Origin of the sequence: Pseudomonas sp. MWU15-20650 (genome assembly GCF_023242475.1) — a bacterium.
GTDB lineage: Bacteria > Pseudomonadota > Gammaproteobacteria > Pseudomonadales > Pseudomonadaceae > Aquipseudomonas.
In genome coordinates this window covers 233,542-248,612 of sequence record NZ_JALJFG010000002.1, presented here as the reverse complement: position 1 = coordinate 248,612, position 15,071 = coordinate 233,542, and the positions used below count along the sequence as shown (strand labels likewise).

14 protein-coding genes are annotated in these 15,071 nt (G+C 60.6%); 7 read left to right on the top strand and 7 right to left on the bottom strand.

Features of this window, described 5'->3' with window-relative positions; translation table 11 throughout:
* Positions 1–3 precede the first annotated feature (3 nt).
* Positions 4–1,335, top strand: a complete 1,332-nt coding sequence (locus M5B43_RS02995; protein WP_248748714.1) for a DUF58 domain-containing protein — start codon at positions 4–6, stop codon at positions 1,333–1,335.
* Between the two features lie 61 nt (positions 1,336–1,396).
* Here the strand turns inward: M5B43_RS02995 and M5B43_RS02990 are convergent, their stop codons facing one another.
* Positions 1,397–1,756, bottom strand: coding sequence for a PilZ domain-containing protein (locus M5B43_RS02990; RefSeq protein WP_248748713.1), 360 nt, complete (start codon positions 1,754–1,756; stop codon positions 1,397–1,399).
* Between the two features lie 223 nt (positions 1,757–1,979).
* A complete protein-coding gene (locus M5B43_RS02985) occupies positions 1,980–2,354 on the bottom strand; it encodes a tetratricopeptide repeat protein (RefSeq protein ID WP_248748712.1) in 375 nt (124 codons plus the stop codon).
* Positions 2,355–2,529: 175 nt separating this feature from the next.
* Here M5B43_RS02985 and pyk point away from each other — a divergent pair, with 175 nt between their 5' ends.
* Positions 2,530–3,981 (top strand): pyruvate kinase, encoded by a 1,452-nt coding sequence (gene pyk, locus M5B43_RS02980; RefSeq protein WP_248748711.1) that lies wholly within the window; start codon positions 2,530–2,532, stop codon positions 3,979–3,981.
* 101 nt (positions 3,982–4,082) lie between these two features.
* Here pyk and M5B43_RS02975 read toward each other — a convergent pair whose 3' ends face one another.
* Both M5B43_RS02975 and M5B43_RS02970 read right to left on the bottom strand, forming a co-directional pair.
* The gene (locus M5B43_RS02975) at positions 4,083–4,832 is read right to left on the bottom strand and encodes an enoyl-CoA hydratase-related protein (RefSeq protein WP_248748710.1); all 750 of its coding nucleotides are present in this window, start codon (positions 4,830–4,832) and stop codon (positions 4,083–4,085) included.
* A gap of 30 nt (positions 4,833–4,862) precedes the next feature.
* On the bottom strand, positions 4,863–5,795 hold the full coding sequence (locus tag M5B43_RS02970) for an iron-sulfur-binding ferredoxin reductase (protein WP_248748709.1): 933 nt from the start codon (positions 5,793–5,795) through the stop codon (positions 4,863–4,865).
* A gap of 334 nt (positions 5,796–6,129) precedes the next feature.
* Here M5B43_RS02970 and M5B43_RS02965 point away from each other — a divergent pair, with 334 nt between their 5' ends.
* The 4 genes from M5B43_RS02965 to M5B43_RS02950 all read left to right on the top strand — a co-directional run bounded on the left by M5B43_RS02965 (position 6,130) and on the right by M5B43_RS02950 (position 12,650).
* Positions 6,130–7,653 (top strand): fumarate hydratase, encoded by a 1,524-nt coding sequence (locus tag M5B43_RS02965; RefSeq protein ID WP_010208051.1) that lies wholly within the window; start codon positions 6,130–6,132, stop codon positions 7,651–7,653.
* 310 nt (positions 7,654–7,963) lie between these two features.
* Entirely contained in the window at positions 7,964–9,721 is a 1,758-nt protein-coding gene (locus tag M5B43_RS02960) for an ATP-binding protein (protein ID WP_248748708.1), read from the top strand.
* A 2-nt stretch (positions 9,722–9,723) separates the two neighbouring features.
* Complete coding sequence (locus M5B43_RS02955; protein WP_248748707.1) at positions 9,724–11,049, top strand: sigma-54 dependent transcriptional regulator; 1,326 nt, start codon at positions 9,724–9,726, stop codon at positions 11,047–11,049.
* 281 nt (positions 11,050–11,330) lie between these two features.
* The gene (locus tag M5B43_RS02950; protein ID WP_248748706.1) at positions 11,331–12,650 is read left to right on the top strand and encodes an MFS transporter; all 1,320 of its coding nucleotides are present in this window, start codon (positions 11,331–11,333) and stop codon (positions 12,648–12,650) included.
* A gap of 59 nt (positions 12,651–12,709) precedes the next feature.
* Here M5B43_RS02950 and M5B43_RS02945 read toward each other — a convergent pair whose 3' ends face one another.
* Complete coding sequence (locus M5B43_RS02945; protein ID WP_248748705.1) at positions 12,710–13,465, bottom strand: hypothetical protein; 756 nt, start codon at positions 13,463–13,465, stop codon at positions 12,710–12,712.
* A gap of 189 nt (positions 13,466–13,654) precedes the next feature.
* On the opposite strand from M5B43_RS02945, the gene M5B43_RS02940 reads away from it, so the two are divergent.
* Positions 13,655–14,287, top strand: coding sequence for a flavin reductase family protein (locus tag M5B43_RS02940; RefSeq protein WP_248748704.1), 633 nt, complete (start codon positions 13,655–13,657; stop codon positions 14,285–14,287).
* 114 nt (positions 14,288–14,401) lie between these two features.
* Here the strand turns inward: M5B43_RS02940 and M5B43_RS02935 are convergent, their stop codons facing one another.
* Positions 14,402–14,647, bottom strand: a complete 246-nt coding sequence (locus tag M5B43_RS02935; RefSeq protein ID WP_248748703.1) for a hypothetical protein — start codon at positions 14,645–14,647, stop codon at positions 14,402–14,404.
* Between the two features lie 54 nt (positions 14,648–14,701).
* A complete protein-coding gene (locus M5B43_RS02930) occupies positions 14,702–15,043 on the bottom strand; it encodes an antibiotic biosynthesis monooxygenase family protein (RefSeq protein WP_248748702.1) in 342 nt (113 codons plus the stop codon).
* Positions 15,044–15,071 lie beyond the last annotated feature (28 nt).

Sequence of the window (15,071 nt, the reverse complement as noted above, 5' to 3'; positions counted from 1 at the left end):
GCCATGAAACCGACCCGTCTGCTGCTGACCTGGCTGGGCGTGCTACTCGGCCTGAACATTCTGCTGGGCGCTTCGGCGGCGTTGCAGTTCACTTTGCCCGGCACCTTGCACTCAGTGGCCTGGGGCCTGCTGTTGGCCCTGTTGCTGCTGGCGATGTTGGATGCTGCACGGCTACGCTACCGCCCCTGCGCCCGGGTACATAGGACGATACCCGGCAGCCTGGCGCTGGGACGCTGGGGAGAAGTACGCCTGTCACTGGAGCACGACTACCCACAGCCACTGACCCTGCTGGTGTTCGATCACGTCCCCGACGGCCTGGTGATGGAGAACATGCCTCAATCCATCGAGTTACGCCCCGGTGAGCGCGGTGAGTTGGGCTACCGCGTTCGTCCCCTGCGACGTGGGTATTTCAGTTTCATCCAGTGCGAGATTCACCTGCCCAGCGCCTTGGGGTTATGGTCGGCGCGGCGTTTGGTGGAGACACACGACGCCACCCGCGTATACCCCGATTTCGCCCGGTTGTACGGTGCCCAATTGCTGGGTGTGGATAACTGGCTGAGCCAACTGGGTGTACGTCAACATCAGCGGCGAGGCACAGGGCTGGAGTTTCATCAATTGCGTGAGTTCCGCGAAGGTGACAGCCTGCGCCAGATCGACTGGAAAGCCACCGCACGACAACGCACACCCATCTCCCGCGAATACCAGGACGAACGCGACCAGCAAATTGTGTTCATGCTCGATTGCGGCCGGCGCATGCGCAGCCAGGATGGCGAGCTGTCCCATTTTGACCACGCCCTCAATGCCTGCCTGCTGCTGAGCTATGTCGCCTTGCGACAAGGTGATGCGGTGGGGTTGTGCACCTTTGCCGGGGACTCACCGCGCTATCTGGCACCGGTCAAGGGCAGCGGCCAGTTGAACCTCTTGCTCAATGCCGTCTATGACCTGGATACCACCCGAAAGACCGCCGACTACCAGGCTGCCGCGAGCCAACTGCTGGCTCGACAAAAACGTCGGGCCCTGGTGATCGTGATCACCAACCTGCGGGACGAGGACGACGAGGCTCTCATGACTGCCGTCAAACGCATCGGGCGACAACATCGAGTACTCGTGGCCAGCCTACGAGAGGAGGTTCTCGATCAAGTGCGCCAGGCCCCTGTCCAAACGTTGTCCGAAGCATTGCTTTACAGCGGCACGATCGATTACCTCAATACTCGAAACCATCTCCATGATCGCTTGGGCGCACAGGGGCTTTCGGTGTTGGATGCCTTGCCATCGGAGCTGGGAGCCATGCTGGTGAGCCGTTATATGGGCTGGAAAAAAGCCGGAGCTTTGTAAAAACCAGCCCATGAACACGGTCGCAAAGCACTGCCCGGACGGTGCTGACAACACACCCGGTTCAGGCGGATGCCTGTAAAGGATCGAAACTGAAGTAATGCAGCAAGGCATTAATCAACTGTCCATATTCTTCAGGTGCCTGGCGCACACAGAAGCCGGAGTCGTAATGCTGCGGGTTGATGTCTTCATGGCTCCACAAACAGGTCGCCGTGAGGTCAATGGCCTGGAACTCGCCTTGCGGCCCTGGAATCTTCAAGCGTAGCTCGAAGTCGACGCCGACCATCATGGGCAACTGGCTGATCAACATCAGCCCCTCTTCAGAGACATTGCCAAGAAAGCCTATCGATTTGTCGGTAAGACGATTGAACACCTGCAAAAAACAGGGCAATTCATGCCGTTCGATCCGTCGCTCGGTAAACATGGTGAGATCGCCATCCAATAGCCAGGAATCTGGCCGTGCCAGTGATTCGGAACAAGCCAATCGCTCGCTCTCCCTGGATCTCGGTGTGACAGCGGGGTCGCTTTGTCACAAGACAGCTGCCGAATCCGGGCTTTGCATCCTTTTGAATAGAAACTTGTGCACATGAACACTCAAAGGATAGCCCAAGACCGGCAACGGGCCAGCTATGAGATGACAAATATCATTACAACGATGCCGGGCGTGGTTGTGCGACGCTGGCACCCGGGTAATGCCCCAGCTGCTGCAGGGTATCGAGACGGGCACGGGCACGGTAGGCGTACTCGCTGGTGGGATACTGGCTGATGATGAACTGATAAGTCTGCACCGCATCAACGAACAGCTTCTGCCGCTCCAGGCACTGCCCGCGCAACATCGAGACCTCCGGTTGCACATAGCGACGGGAACGGCTCTCGCGGTCAACCTGGGATAATTCCAGGGTGACGCGCTCACAATCACCCACCCCATAGGCACGGTAAGCATTGTTCAAATGGTGGTCCATCGACCAGCGGGTACAGCCGACAACACTGACGGCCAGGGCAGCAACGAGCAAAATTCGCATGGGGGTTCTCCTGTCTTGTGCAGTGTATCGACCCCTCGTCGAAAATCTTCAAGGATGTTCGTACTTTCACCCGCAGCAAAAACAAGCCAATCGTCGATAAGTAGTGCAAACGAACAATGACTACAACGAAAGAGCATAGTAGCCTTCCCCAGCGCTTGAACTCAGGAGTCTGTGCATGTCCGTCCGTCGTACCAAAATCGTCGCCACCCTTGGCCCGGCCAGTAACTCGCCGGAAGTCCTCGAACAGCTGATTCTGGCTGGTTTGGACGTTGCCCGTCTGAACTTCTCCCACGGCACCCCGGACGAGCACAAGGCTCGCGCCAAGTTGGTGCGTGACCTGGCTGCCAAACATGGCCGCTTCGTGGCCCTGCTGGGCGACCTGCAAGGTCCGAAAATCCGCATCGCCCGCTTCACCAACAAGCGGATCGAGCTGAAGATCGGTGACACGTTCACCTTCTCCACCAGCCACCCACTGACCGAAGGCAACCAGCAAGTCGTGGGTATCGACTACCCGGACCTGGTCAAAGACTGCGGCGTCGGCGACGAGCTGCTGCTGGACGACGGTCGCGTGGTCATGCGTGTCGACACTGCGACCCCGACCGAACTGCACTGCACCGTGATCATCGGCGGCCCGCTGTCCGATCACAAAGGCATCAACCGTCGCGGTGGTGGCCTGACGGCGCCGGCGCTGACTGAAAAAGACAAGGCCGACATCAAGCTCGCCGCCGAAATGGAAGTCGACTACCTTGCAGTGTCCTTCCCGCGTGACGCCGCGGACATGGAATACGCCCGCAAGCTGCGCGACGAAGCCGGCGGTACCGCTTGGCTGGTGGCAAAGATCGAACGCGCCGAAGCTGTAGCCGATGACGAAACACTCGATGGCCTGATCAAGGCGTCCGACGCCGTGATGGTTGCCCGTGGCGACCTGGGCGTGGAAATCGGTGACGCCGAGCTGATCGGTATCCAGAAGAAGATCATCCTGCACGCACGCCGCCATAACAAAGCGGTGATCGTGGCGACCCAGATGATGGAGTCGATGATCCAGAACCCAATGCCGACCCGTGCCGAAGTGTCCGACGTGGCTAACGCCGTGCTCGACTACACCGACGCCGTGATGCTCTCGGCCGAAAGTGCCGCCGGTCCATACCCGCTGGAAGCCGTCCAGGCCATGGCGCGTATCTGCGTCGGTGCTGAGAAGCACCCGACCAGCAAGACCTCCAGCCACCGCATTGGCAAGGTGTTCGAAAGCTGCGACCAGAGCATCGCCCTGGCTGCCATGTACACCGCCAACCACTTCCCGGGCGTTAAAGCGATCATCGCCTTGACCGAAAGTGGCTACACGCCGTTGATCATGTCGCGTATCCGTTCCTCGGTGCCGATCTACGCGTTCACCCCGCACCGCGAAGCCCAGGCCCGCGCAGCGCTGTTCCGCGGCGTGTACACCATTCCGTTCGACCCGGCGTCGCTGGCACCGAACGAAGTCAGCCAGAAGGCTATCGACGAACTGGTCAAACGCGGCGTCGTAGAGAAAGGCGACTGGGTCATCCTGACCAAGGGCGACAGCTACCACACCACCGGTGGCACCAATGGCATGAAGATCCTGCATGTGGGCGACCCGCAGGTCTGAGTGACACGCTGAAAAAAAGCCCCGCCATGCGAATGGCGGGGCTTTTTGTTTTCCGTGTGGGAGGGGGCTTGCTTTAGGACTTGCCCCCTCCCACATGTTGGTTAGCGTCTGCCTATAAACCCCGACAACGCCGCGATCGCCTCCGGCGACCTCAACCGCTGAGTAAAGAGTGCCCCCTCCTCTTCAATCACCTGCCGCAGTTGCTCGCTATCAACACTTTTCATCAGTTGCTTGGTCACTTGCACCGCACCCGGCGCCAAGGTTTCAAAACGTTCAGCCATCTCCCGCGCCTTGGCCAACGCCGCTTCACCACTGCCCAGCGCTTCGGTGGCGAGCCCCCAGGCCGCTGCTTGCTCGCCGGTAAAGCCTTCCCCCAACAGCAACAACTGCGCTGCCTTGGCATGCCCCAACAATCGCGGCAGGATCAAACTGGAACCGAACTCCGGACACAGCCCAAGGTTGACGAACGGCATGCGCAGCCGTGCATCCTGGCTGACATACACCAGGTCACAGTGCAGCAGCAGCGTCGTACCAATCCCCACCGCAGCGCCCGCGACGGCGGCGATCACCGGTTTGCGGCAATTGAGCAGGCTTTTCATAAAGTGAAACGGCGGGCTATCGAGGTCGCTGGGCGGTTGTTCGAGGAAGTCACTGATGTCATTGCCGGCGGTAAAACACTCGCTGCTGCCCTGAATCAGCACGGCGCGAATGTCCGAGTCCGCATCAGCCTGCTCCAGCGCCTCGGCCAGTCGTGTGTACATGGCGCGGGTCAGGGCGTTTTTCTTGTCGGGGCGATTGAACTGCAGGGTCAGCAACCCGCGTTCGCGTTGCTGCAGGATGGCATCGGTCATGACGAATCTCGCGGCAGTAAAGTTCAGCGCTCAACCACGGAGCAAAAACACATCGGCCAGCAGTTGATTGCGCGGCAGACCGGCCAGGAACAGGCGCTTGGAAAAGGCCTCGACGCTGGCAGGGTGCCCGCAGAGTAAGGCCAGAGTTTGCCGGGAAACAAGCCGCAGTTGCGCCAATGCCTGGGTCGCCTCAGCCGCCGTCCATAGCTCCACGGTCAGGTTGGAGTGGTGTGCGACCAGCTCCGCCAGGGGCTCGGTCAAATAATGTGCATCGGCATCATGAGCCAGGTGAATCACGTGGATAGCGCCCTGATGATCCTGGCGCAATGCCTCGCGCAACACGCCCCATAACGGGCCCAGGCCGGTGCCGGAGGCCAGCAGCCACAACGGCCGGGATTGCCAGTCAGGATCATAGTGCAGCGCCCCGCCACGCAACTCGCCCAGGCGTAAGTGATCACCGACCTGGAATTGTCGAGCGGCATCGCTGAATTCACCGGGTTGATGGCAATCGATATGGAACTCCAGGTAGGGGTCTTCCTGGGGCAGGCTCGCCAGGGAATACGGCCGAGCCACCGGCCCCGCCCACAACACCAGATGCTGCCCAGCCCGATATCGCAGGCCACGCTCCGGCTGCAACCGCAGGCGCAATACGTTCAAGCTCAGCCAATCGGCCCCCACCACCTGGGCCGACAAACCATCGCGCAACGGATCAAACGCTTGGACGCTAAGATCCCCACTGACCCGGCACTGGCACGCCAGGCGCCAGCCGTCCTGGCGTTGCGCCGGGCTCAAGGCATCGGGCTGCTGGTCGTCAACCTCGCCCTGGCAACGCACCAGGCACGCATGGCAACTGCCCGCGCGGCAACTGTAGGGTACGGCGACACCCGCCTGGTTCAAGGCATCCAGCAGGTTACTGCCGGTGGCTACCGACCAGTGGCGTTCGCCGACATGCAGTTCAGGCATATAAGGTCTCAATTGTTTCAAAGATCGCTAACAATAACGCGAGCTGGCTTTTTTGTGGCAGCGGGCTTGACTGCGGATTGCGGGGAGCGCCCGAAAAAGCCGGCGACTGCTACGCAGCCGAACGGGAGCAAGCTCCCTCGCCACAGCAACCCCCTCCCACAGAGTTTGACCATAGTCGTGTGTATCGGCCACCGCGCCGGGTTATACTGCCGCGCCTTTTTAGCGTCGCGCCAGCCTTCACCGGCGTGCCTTGGAAAGGTGGCCTCAGCCGACCGATACACCCCACTGAAGCCACCTTTATTGAATGTTCCCGTCTTATAGAGGAGCGCGACTCATGACCGTGATCAAGCAAGACGACCTGATTCAGAGCGTTGCCGACGCCCTGCAATTCATTTCCTACTACCACCCCGTTGACTTCATCCAGGCCATGCACGAAGCCTACCTGCGCGAAGAGTCGCCAGCGGCCCGTGACTCCATCGCCCAGATCCTGATCAACTCGCGCATGTGCGCCACCGGCCACCGCCCGATCTGCCAGGACACGGGTATCGTCACCGTATTCGTGCGCGTAGGCATGGACGTACGCTGGGACGGCGCCACCATGGGCCTGGACGACATGATCAACGAAGGCGTGCGTCGCGCCTACAACCTGCCGGAAAACGTCCTGCGTGCATCGATCCTCGCCGACCCGGCAGGCGCGCGTAAGAACACCAAGGACAACACCCCGGCCGTGATCCACTACTCCATCGTCCCGGGTAACACCGTGGAAGTGGACGTGGCCGCCAAAGGCGGTGGTTCCGAGAACAAGTCGAAAATGGCCATGCTCAACCCGTCCGACTCGATCGTCGACTGGGTGCTCAAGACCGTTCCGACCATGGGCGCCGGCTGGTGCCCACCGGGCATGCTCGGCATCGGCATCGGCGGCACCGCCGAGAAAGCGGCGGTCATGGCCAAGGAAGTGTTGATGGAGTCCATCGACATTCACGAGCTGAAAAAGCGCGGCCCGCAGAACCGTATCGAAGAGATGCGCCTGGAGCTGTTCGAGAAGGTCAACCAGTTGGGCATCGGCGCCCAGGGCCTGGGTGGCCTGACCACCGTGCTCGACGTGAAGATCATGGACTACCCGACCCACGCCGCCTCGCTGCCGGTGTGCATGATCCCCAACTGCGCCGCCACGCGTCACGCGCACTTTGTACTCGACGGTTCAGGCCCGGCCTCGCTGGAAGCGCCACCGCTGGACGCCTACCCGGAGATCGTCTGGGAAGCCGGCCCATCGGCCCGTCGCGTCAACCTCGACACCTTGACCCCGGAAGAAGTACAGAGCTGGAAGCCGGGTGAAACCGTGTTGCTCAACGGCAAGATGCTCACCGGTCGCGACGCAGCGCACAAGCGCATGGTCGAGATGCTGAACAAGGGTGAAACCCTGCCAGTGGACCTCAAGGGGCGCTTCATCTACTACGTTGGCCCGGTTGATCCGGTGCGCGAAGAAGTGGTTGGCCCAGCGGGCCCGACTACCGCCACGCGGATGGACAAGTTCACCCGCCAGATCCTCGAGCAAACCGGCCTGCTGGGCATGATCGGCAAATCCGAGCGCGGCCCGACCGCCATCGAAGCGATCAAGGACCACAAGGCTGTGTACCTGATGGCCGTGGGCGGCGCTGCTTACCTGGTGGCGCAAGCCATCAAGAAGTCGCGTGTGGTTGCCTTCGCCGAACTGGGCATGGAAGCGATCTACGAGTTCGACGTCAAAGACATGCCGGTCACCGTTGCGGTGGACAGCAAGGGCGAATCCGTGCACATCACAGGTCCTGCCATCTGGCAGAAAAAGATCAGTGAAAGCCTGGCAGTAGAAGTGCAGTAAGCACTTCCCCTGCAAGCATAAAGGCGACTGCGGCCCCACGGCCCAGTCGCCTTTTTTATGGTGAATACAAGCAAATGTGGGAGGGGGCTTGCCCCAATGCCAGTCAGTTAAGCGCTAGAACGAGCAACCGCTCGCCACAGTGATAGTGTTCCTTCTTAACTGACTGGCATTAGGACTTGCCCCGATCGCGGTTTGTCAGCTCGAAACAGGCTGGCTGACACACCCTCATCGGGAGCAAGCCCCCTCCCACACAAGATCCAGGCTGCTCATGGTATGGTGCTTGCCCCTTACCGTGCCTGCTCATCATCGTATGATCGTGATCCCTCGCCCTCTGCGTCTGACCTTTTACTCGTTGTTGATCATCGCCGGCGCAGTGCTCGCTGCGGCCTTGGCCACCCGTCATGCCGAACGCCAAGCCTTGGTGGACGATGCCGCTCGCGCCAACCAGCAGCTCGCGCTGTATGCCAACTCATTGCACACCTTGATCGAACGCTACCGCGCCTTGCCCGCCGTGCTGGCCCTGGACTCGGAAATGATCAGTGCCTTGAAAGGCCCGCTGGACGCCACCACGCAGGACGTGCTCAATCGCAAGCTCGAACGCATCAACGGCGCCGCACAATCCTCCACCCTGGAACTGATGGACCGCACTGGCCTGGCCGTGGCCGCCAGTAACTGGAACCTGCCCAGCAGTTATGTCGGGCACAACTACGCCTTCCGACCGTATTTCAGCCAGACCTTGAGCCAGGGCACCGGGCGCTTTTATGCCGTGGGGGTGACGACTGGCATTCCGGGTTACTTCCTTTCCAGTGCGGTGGTCGATGAGCATGAGCAGTTCCTCGGCGCCATGGTGGTCAAGCTGGAATTCCCCGAACTGGAACGCGAATGGGCCCAGGGTAATGACTTGCTGCTGGTCAGCGATGCGCGCGGTATTGTGTTCATCGCCAACCAGCCGGCCTGGCGCTATCGCAGCCTGCGCCCGCTGTCGCCCAGCGACCTAGCCGAGCTCAAGGCCACGCGCCAATACGACAAGAAACAACTGCAAGCCCTGGATACCCAGACCTTGCAGCGCTTCGACGAAAACAGCCATCTGATGCACGTCAACGGCCCCGACGGCAGCGCCAACTACATCTGGGAATCGCTGCCGTTGAAGGCCGAAGGCTGGACCCTGCACTTGTTGCGCAAACCCCAGTTCGCCTTTGAAGACCAACGCAACGCCGGCCTCGCGGCGGCCGGTTCCTGGCTGGCGCTGGTGTTCCTGGTGTTGTTCCTCAGCCAACGCTGGCGCCTGGCCCGCTTGCGCCAGCGCAGCCGCGAAGAACTGGAACAACTGGTAGAAGAACGCACCCAGGCACTGCGTACCGCCCAGGATGGCCTGGTGCAGTCGGCCAAGCTGGCGGCGCTGGGGCAGATGTCCGCCGCCCTCGCCCACGAAATCAACCAACCACTGACCGCCCAGCGCATGCAACTGGCGACGCTGCGGTTGTTGCTTGACCACGGCCGCGTGGACGACGCCTACCAAGCCCTCGCACCGTTGGATGACATGCTCACGCGCATGGCCGCGCTGACCGGCCACCTCAAGACGTTCGCCCGCAAAAGCCCCAGCGGCCTGCGCGAACGCCTGGATTTGGCCACGGTGGTCGACCAGTCCCTGCACCTGCTTGACGCACGCCTGCGTGATGAATCCATCGGCGTAGCGCTGGACCTGACACGCCCCGCCTGGGTACGCGGCGACGCGATCCGCCTGGAACAGGTGCTGATCAATCTGCTGCGCAACGCCCTCGATGCGATGGCCGACAAACCGCGCAAGCACCTGGAAATCCGCCTGTACGCCGATCAGCAGCTGTGGCAATTGACCGTCAGCGACAGCGGTGGCGGGATTGCCGAAGCCCACTTGAACAGCGTGTTCGACCCGTTCTTCACCACCAAACCCGTGGGTGACGGGCTCGGCTTGGGGTTGGCGGTGTCCTACGCTATCGTGCACGAACTGGGCGGCCGCCTGATCGCCGGTAACCGTGACAACGGCGCGGTATTCACCCTGACCCTGCCGATCGCGCTGGAGACGCCCTAACCATGTTGAACGCGGTGATTGTGGTCGATGACGAAGCCAGCATTCGCACGGCCGTCGAACAGTGGCTGAACCTGTCAGGGTTTGAGGTGCAGGTGTTCAGCCGTGCCGAAGCCTGCCTGGCGCAACTGCCCAAGGACTTTCCCGGGGTGATCTTGAGCGACGTGCGCATGCCCGGGCTCAGCGGCCTGGAGCTGCTGGCCGAAGTGCAGCGGCGCGACGTCGACTTGCCGGTGATCCTGCTCACCGGCCATGGCGATGTGCCGATGGCCGTCGAGGCCATGCGCGACGGCGCCTACGACTTCCTGGAAAAACCCTTCAGCCCGGACGCCCTGCTCAACAGCCTGCGCCGGGCGTTGGACAAGCGCGGCCTGATCCTGGAAAACCGCCGCCTGCACCAGCAGGCCGATCACCGTGAACAGTTGGAGTCGAGCCTGCTGGGCGTGTCGCGTAGCCTGCAAAACCTGCGACGCCAGGTGCTGGATCTGGCGACGTTGCCGGTCAATGTCTTGATCCGCGGCGAGACCGGCAGCGGCAAGGAGCTGGTCGCCCGCTGCCTGCACGATTTCGGCCCGCGCGCGAAGAAGCCATTTGTCGCGCTTAATTGCGCAGCCATTCCCGAGCAGCTGTTTGAAGCCGAGTTGTTCGGCCACGAAAGCGGCGCCTTCACCGGCGCCCAGGGCAAGCGTATCGGCAAGCTGGAATACGCCCATGGTGGCACGCTGTTCCTGGATGAAATCGAAAGCATGCCCCTGGCGCAACAGGTGAAATTGCTGCGGGTGTTGCAGGAACAGAAGCTGGAGCGGCTGGGTTCCAACCAGAGTATCCATGTGGACCTGCGCATCATCGCCGCCACCAAGCCGGACTTGCTGGAAGAGGCTCGCGCCGGGCGCTTTCGTGAAGACCTGGCCTATCGGCTGAATGTCGCGCAACTGCGCCTGCCGCCGCTGCGCGAGCGCCGCGAAGATATCCCGTTGTTGTATGAACATTTTGTGCACAGTGCTGCCGAGCGTTTGGGCCGCCATGTCGAGCCCTTGAGTGGGCCACAGCTGGGGCGCCTGCTCAACCATGACTGGCCGGGTAACGTACGCGAACTGGCCAACGTCGCCGAACGTCAGGTATTGGGGCTGGACGAGCCGGAACCGGAAGGGATCGAAGCCGGGCAGTCGTTGGCCGCCCAGCAAGAGGCGTTCGAGGCACACTGCCTGAAAGCCGCGTTGACTCGCCACAAAGGTGATATCAAGGCGGTGCTGGCCGAGTTGCAACTGCCGCGCCGAACGCTCAATGAAAAGATGCAGCGACATGGGCTGGTGCGGGAGATGTTCCTCTGATCCTGCTTACGCATCGCTAGCAAGAACGTCTTCGCGAGCAAGCCCCACATTTCGATGGGTGAACACATTCAAGTGTAGGCGTGGGCTTGCCCGCGATGACGTCAGCAGCCATAAGCGGATTTCCGCTCACCCCCTCAAAATCATCAGCAACTTTCCGCTCAAAAAAATCCTGTAACCCTTCTAAACCGGACCTCCATCTACCTGGCACAGCTCCTGCTATAGCCCGAACCAGGCAGTGCTCATGCACGCTCCATAAAAACAACTAGATGAAGGATCCTTCAATGGATAACTCCAACACCGTGCCTCTGGGATCGACGGCCGTAAAAGCGCAGGAGCGCACCACCTCGAGCCGCATCAAGTCGATCTTCAGCGGATCGGTCGGCAACATGGTCGAGTGGTACGACTGGTACGTCTACGCGGCGTTCTCGCTGTACTTCGCCAAGACCTTCTTCCCCAAAGGCGACACCACCGCCCAATTGCTCAACACCGCCGCCATCTTTGCCGTGGGCTTCCTGATGCGCCCGATCGGCGGCTGGCTGATGGGCCTGTACGCCGACAAGGTCGGACGTAAAAAAGCCCTGATGGCCTCGGTATACCTGATGTGCTTCGGCTCGCTGCTGATCGCCCTGAGCCCAGGCTATGAAATCATTGGTATCGGCGCGCCCATCCTGCTGGTGTTTGCCCGCTTGCTGCAGGGGCTGTCAGTCGGGGGCGAATATGGCACCTCCGCCACTTACCTCAGCGAGATGGCAACCAAGGAACGTCGTGGTTTCTACTCCAGCTTCCAGTACGTGACCCTGATCTCCGGCCAACTCATCGCGCTGGCGGTGCTGATCGTGCTGCAACAACTGCTGAGCACCGAGCAGTTGTACGCCTGGGGCTGGCGCATTCCGTTCGCCATCGGCGCCCTGTGCGCAGTGGTCGCGCTCTATCTGCGTCGCGGCATGGAAGAAACCGAGTCGTTCACCAAGAAAGAAAAAGCCAAGGAAAGCGCAATGCGCACCTTGATGCGCCACCCCAAGGAACTGATGACCGTGGTCGGCCTGACCATGGGCGGCACCCTGGCGTTCTACACCTATACCACCTACATGCAGAAATACCTGGTGAACACCGTCGGCATGAGCATCTCCGACTCCACCACTATCTCGGCGGCCACGCTGTTTCTGTTCATGTGCCTGCAACCCCTGGTCGGCGGGCTGTCGGACAAGATTGGCCGACGGCCGATCCTGATTGCCTTCGGTATCCTCGGCACTCTGTTCACGGTGCCGATCCTCACCACCCTGCACACCATCCAGACCTGGTGGGGCGCGTTCTTCCTGATCATGGCGGCGCTGATCATCGTCAGCGGCTACACCTCGATCAACGCCGTAGTGAAAGCGGAGTTGTTCCCGACAGAAATCCGCGCCCTCGGCGTGGGCCTGCCATATGCACTGACGGTGTCGATCTTCGGCGGTACCGCTGAATACATCGCGCTGTGGTTCAAGAGCATCGGCATGGAGACCGGCTACTACTGGTACGTGACTGCGTGTATCGCCGTGTCGCTTTTGGTCTACGTGACCATGAAAGACACCCGTAAGCATTCACGGATTACCACGGACTAAGGTTTCGCCATAAAAAAGGGACTGTGTCATTCACTGACACAGTCCCTTTTTTCGTCCGGTCAGGACAGCTCTGCAACCTCTCGCCGGCCATACCGGCGCTGCGCATACGACGCGCCGACAATCATGACCACCAGCACCGCCGCCAGCACAGCGGACGATCCGATGGTACCGAAATCCAACCCGCCCTTTTCATGGGGTTTGGTCAAGAAATCGCCCAGGGTCGCGCCGAACGGTCGGGTCAATACAAACGCGACCCAGAACAACAGCACCGACGAAATCCGCGTGAAGTATTTAAGCGCCACGACCACAGCAATCGCCGAGCCAATCAATAAGGCGCCCCCGGCAAAACCGAGCCCTGAATCGTCAGCCAGGAAATCGCCCAGTGCGGTGCCCAAGGTGTTGGAAAACAGGATCGCCATCCAATAGAACAGCTCGCCTCGAAAGGTCTGCACTTTGTTCACGTTCAGCGAGTCACCGCTGACGTGCCACAGCGCGAAGATAATCATCAGGATCGCAATCAGGATCATCGAGCCCGTGGCGTAGCCCAGGCCCAGGGTGCGATCCATGAAGTCCGACATCGTCGTGCCGGCCGTACTGGTGGACAGGATCACGATCCAGTAAAGCACCGGGTTGTAGGTTTTCGACCAGAGTTGCGTCACCAGGGTGACCAGGAACACGCTGATCAAGATCATCGAACTGATGGCGTAGCCGACATTGAGGGTCATCGACAACAAGTCACCGGCGGTTTCGCCCAAGGTGGTTGCGCAGATTTTCATGACCCAGAACGCCAGGGTGATCTGAGGAAGTTTGTTCATGGGTGAGAAGGCTCCATAGTGCTGTCTTTCAACGGCCGACTGATGGGGTGTCGACCCGGCGCGCAGACTGAACGTAGAGCTGTGAAAAATAGGTGGGCAGCGAATGAAAATTCCATGGAGCCGATGGAAATTCACCGTCATGGGTTGCACTATGACGGCCTCACACACCGCGCAGCAGGAACCCCGGGCATGCCTGACGATATTCATTTCTACGAACCGGCCAACGGCCATGGCCTGCCCCATGACCCGTTCAATGCGATTGTCGGTCCACGCCCGATTGGCTGGATTTCGTCCCACGACCGTGATGGTCGCCTGAACCTGGCGCCTTACAGTTTCTTTAACGCCTTCAACTACATTCCGCCGATCATCGGGTTTTCCAGTGTCGGGCGCAAAGACAGCCTGAACAATATCGAACAGACCGGTGAGTTCGTGTGGAACCTGGCCACTCGTCCATTGGCCGAGCAGATGAACCAGAGTTGCGCAGCGGTCGCGCCGCAGGTGAACGAATTCGAGTTGTCGGGCCTGACGCCAGTGGCGTCGAAAATCGTCGGAGTGCCACGGGTGGGCGAGAGCCCGGTGTCGTTTGAATGCAAGGTCACGCAGATCATTCAGTTGCAGCGCGCCGACAAGCAGTTGGTGCCAAGCTGGCTGGTGCTGGGCGAAGTCGTGGCGGTGCACATTGCCAAGTGGCTGCTCAAGGACGGGGTCTACGACACCGCCGCCGCCGAGCCGATACTGCGCGGCGGCGGCCCGGCGGATTACTTCCAGCTGGGCCCGGAGGCGTTGTTCAAGATGTACCGCCCAGGCGCCCCCCAACCCTGACTGAAATAATGTGGGAGGGGGTTTGCTCCCGATAACGGTGTGTCAGATATAGATAGGGTGACTGAAACACGGCTATCGGGAGCAAGCCCCCTACATTTGGCTCATCGGTGTTGCCTAGTTCGCGGCAGTTGCCCAGGTCAGTTGGCCTTCTGCATCCACATCGACCAAGTGCTCAAGTTGCAGCGTCGCCGCATCATCGGCATCCGAAGCGGTCGTGAACTTCTGTCCATCCAGGATCTTGTGAAACTGCGGTGCGCCCATGCCATCGAGTGCCTTGACGGCGACAGCAGCGCTGTAGCCCCCTTCACCCGGTACTACGGCGGAAACGGCTTCGTGATGGGCAAATTGTTTACGTGCCATGTTGCAGGTCCTGGCCAGTGGGAAGTCGGCCATTCTAAACCAGGCACGGTGTTTTTAACCGGCGAGTTGCAGGTACTCGCCGTAAGCATGGGCCGCGGATGCATCAGTAAAGGTCTGGAAGTCCATGCTGCGCACGACCATGTCGTTCAACAGCTCGGTGAAGATCATCAGGGCCGGCGAGTTGAAATAGGCGCTCATCGCCTGCTCACTGTTCCAGAAACCGGAGATCAACCAGACATCGGGATCGACCTGGGAGTGCTGCAACGAAAATTGCAGGCAACCCTGAGCCTGACGGCCCGGTTCGATCAAACTGCTCAAGCGTGCACCGAGTTCGGTGCTGCACCCGGTACGGGCACGGATAAAGGCCATATGGCTCGCGGGAATGGGGGTGGACATGTTCGACTCTCCCGTTGAGAAGTGATGC

What these genes read in the sequence shown, in the direction of transcription:
- M5B43_RS02995 (WP_248748714.1), top strand. Translation starts at nt 4, where the DNA reads ATGAAACCGACCCGTCTGCTGCTGACCTGGCTGGGCGTGCTACTCGGC.
- M5B43_RS02990 (WP_248748713.1), bottom strand. Translation starts at nt 1,756, where the DNA reads ATGTTTACCGAGCGACGGATCGAACGGCATGAATTGCCCTGTTTTTTG.
- M5B43_RS02985 (WP_248748712.1), bottom strand. Translation starts at nt 2,354, where the DNA reads ATGCGAATTTTGCTCGTTGCTGCCCTGGCCGTCAGTGTTGTCGGCTGT.
- pyk (WP_248748711.1), top strand. Translation starts at nt 2,530, where the DNA reads ATGTCCGTCCGTCGTACCAAAATCGTCGCCACCCTTGGCCCGGCCAGT.
- M5B43_RS02975 (WP_248748710.1), bottom strand. Translation starts at nt 4,832, where the DNA reads ATGACCGATGCCATCCTGCAGCAACGCGAACGCGGGTTGCTGACCCTG.
- M5B43_RS02970 (WP_248748709.1), bottom strand. Translation starts at nt 5,795, where the DNA reads ATGCCTGAACTGCATGTCGGCGAACGCCACTGGTCGGTAGCCACCGGC.
- M5B43_RS02965 (WP_010208051.1), top strand. Translation starts at nt 6,130, where the DNA reads ATGACCGTGATCAAGCAAGACGACCTGATTCAGAGCGTTGCCGACGCC.
- M5B43_RS02960 (WP_248748708.1), top strand. Translation starts at nt 7,964, where the DNA reads ATGATCGTGATCCCTCGCCCTCTGCGTCTGACCTTTTACTCGTTGTTG.
- M5B43_RS02955 (WP_248748707.1), top strand. Translation starts at nt 9,724, where the DNA reads ATGTTGAACGCGGTGATTGTGGTCGATGACGAAGCCAGCATTCGCACG.
- M5B43_RS02950 (WP_248748706.1), top strand. Translation starts at nt 11,331, where the DNA reads ATGGATAACTCCAACACCGTGCCTCTGGGATCGACGGCCGTAAAAGCG.
- M5B43_RS02945 (WP_248748705.1), bottom strand. Translation starts at nt 13,465, where the DNA reads ATGAACAAACTTCCTCAGATCACCCTGGCGTTCTGGGTCATGAAAATC.
- M5B43_RS02940 (WP_248748704.1), top strand. Translation starts at nt 13,655, where the DNA reads ATGCCTGACGATATTCATTTCTACGAACCGGCCAACGGCCATGGCCTG.
- M5B43_RS02935 (WP_248748703.1), bottom strand. Translation starts at nt 14,647, where the DNA reads ATGGCACGTAAACAATTTGCCCATCACGAAGCCGTTTCCGCCGTAGTA.
- M5B43_RS02930 (WP_248748702.1), bottom strand. Translation starts at nt 15,043, where the DNA reads ATGTCCACCCCCATTCCCGCGAGCCATATGGCCTTTATCCGTGCCCGT.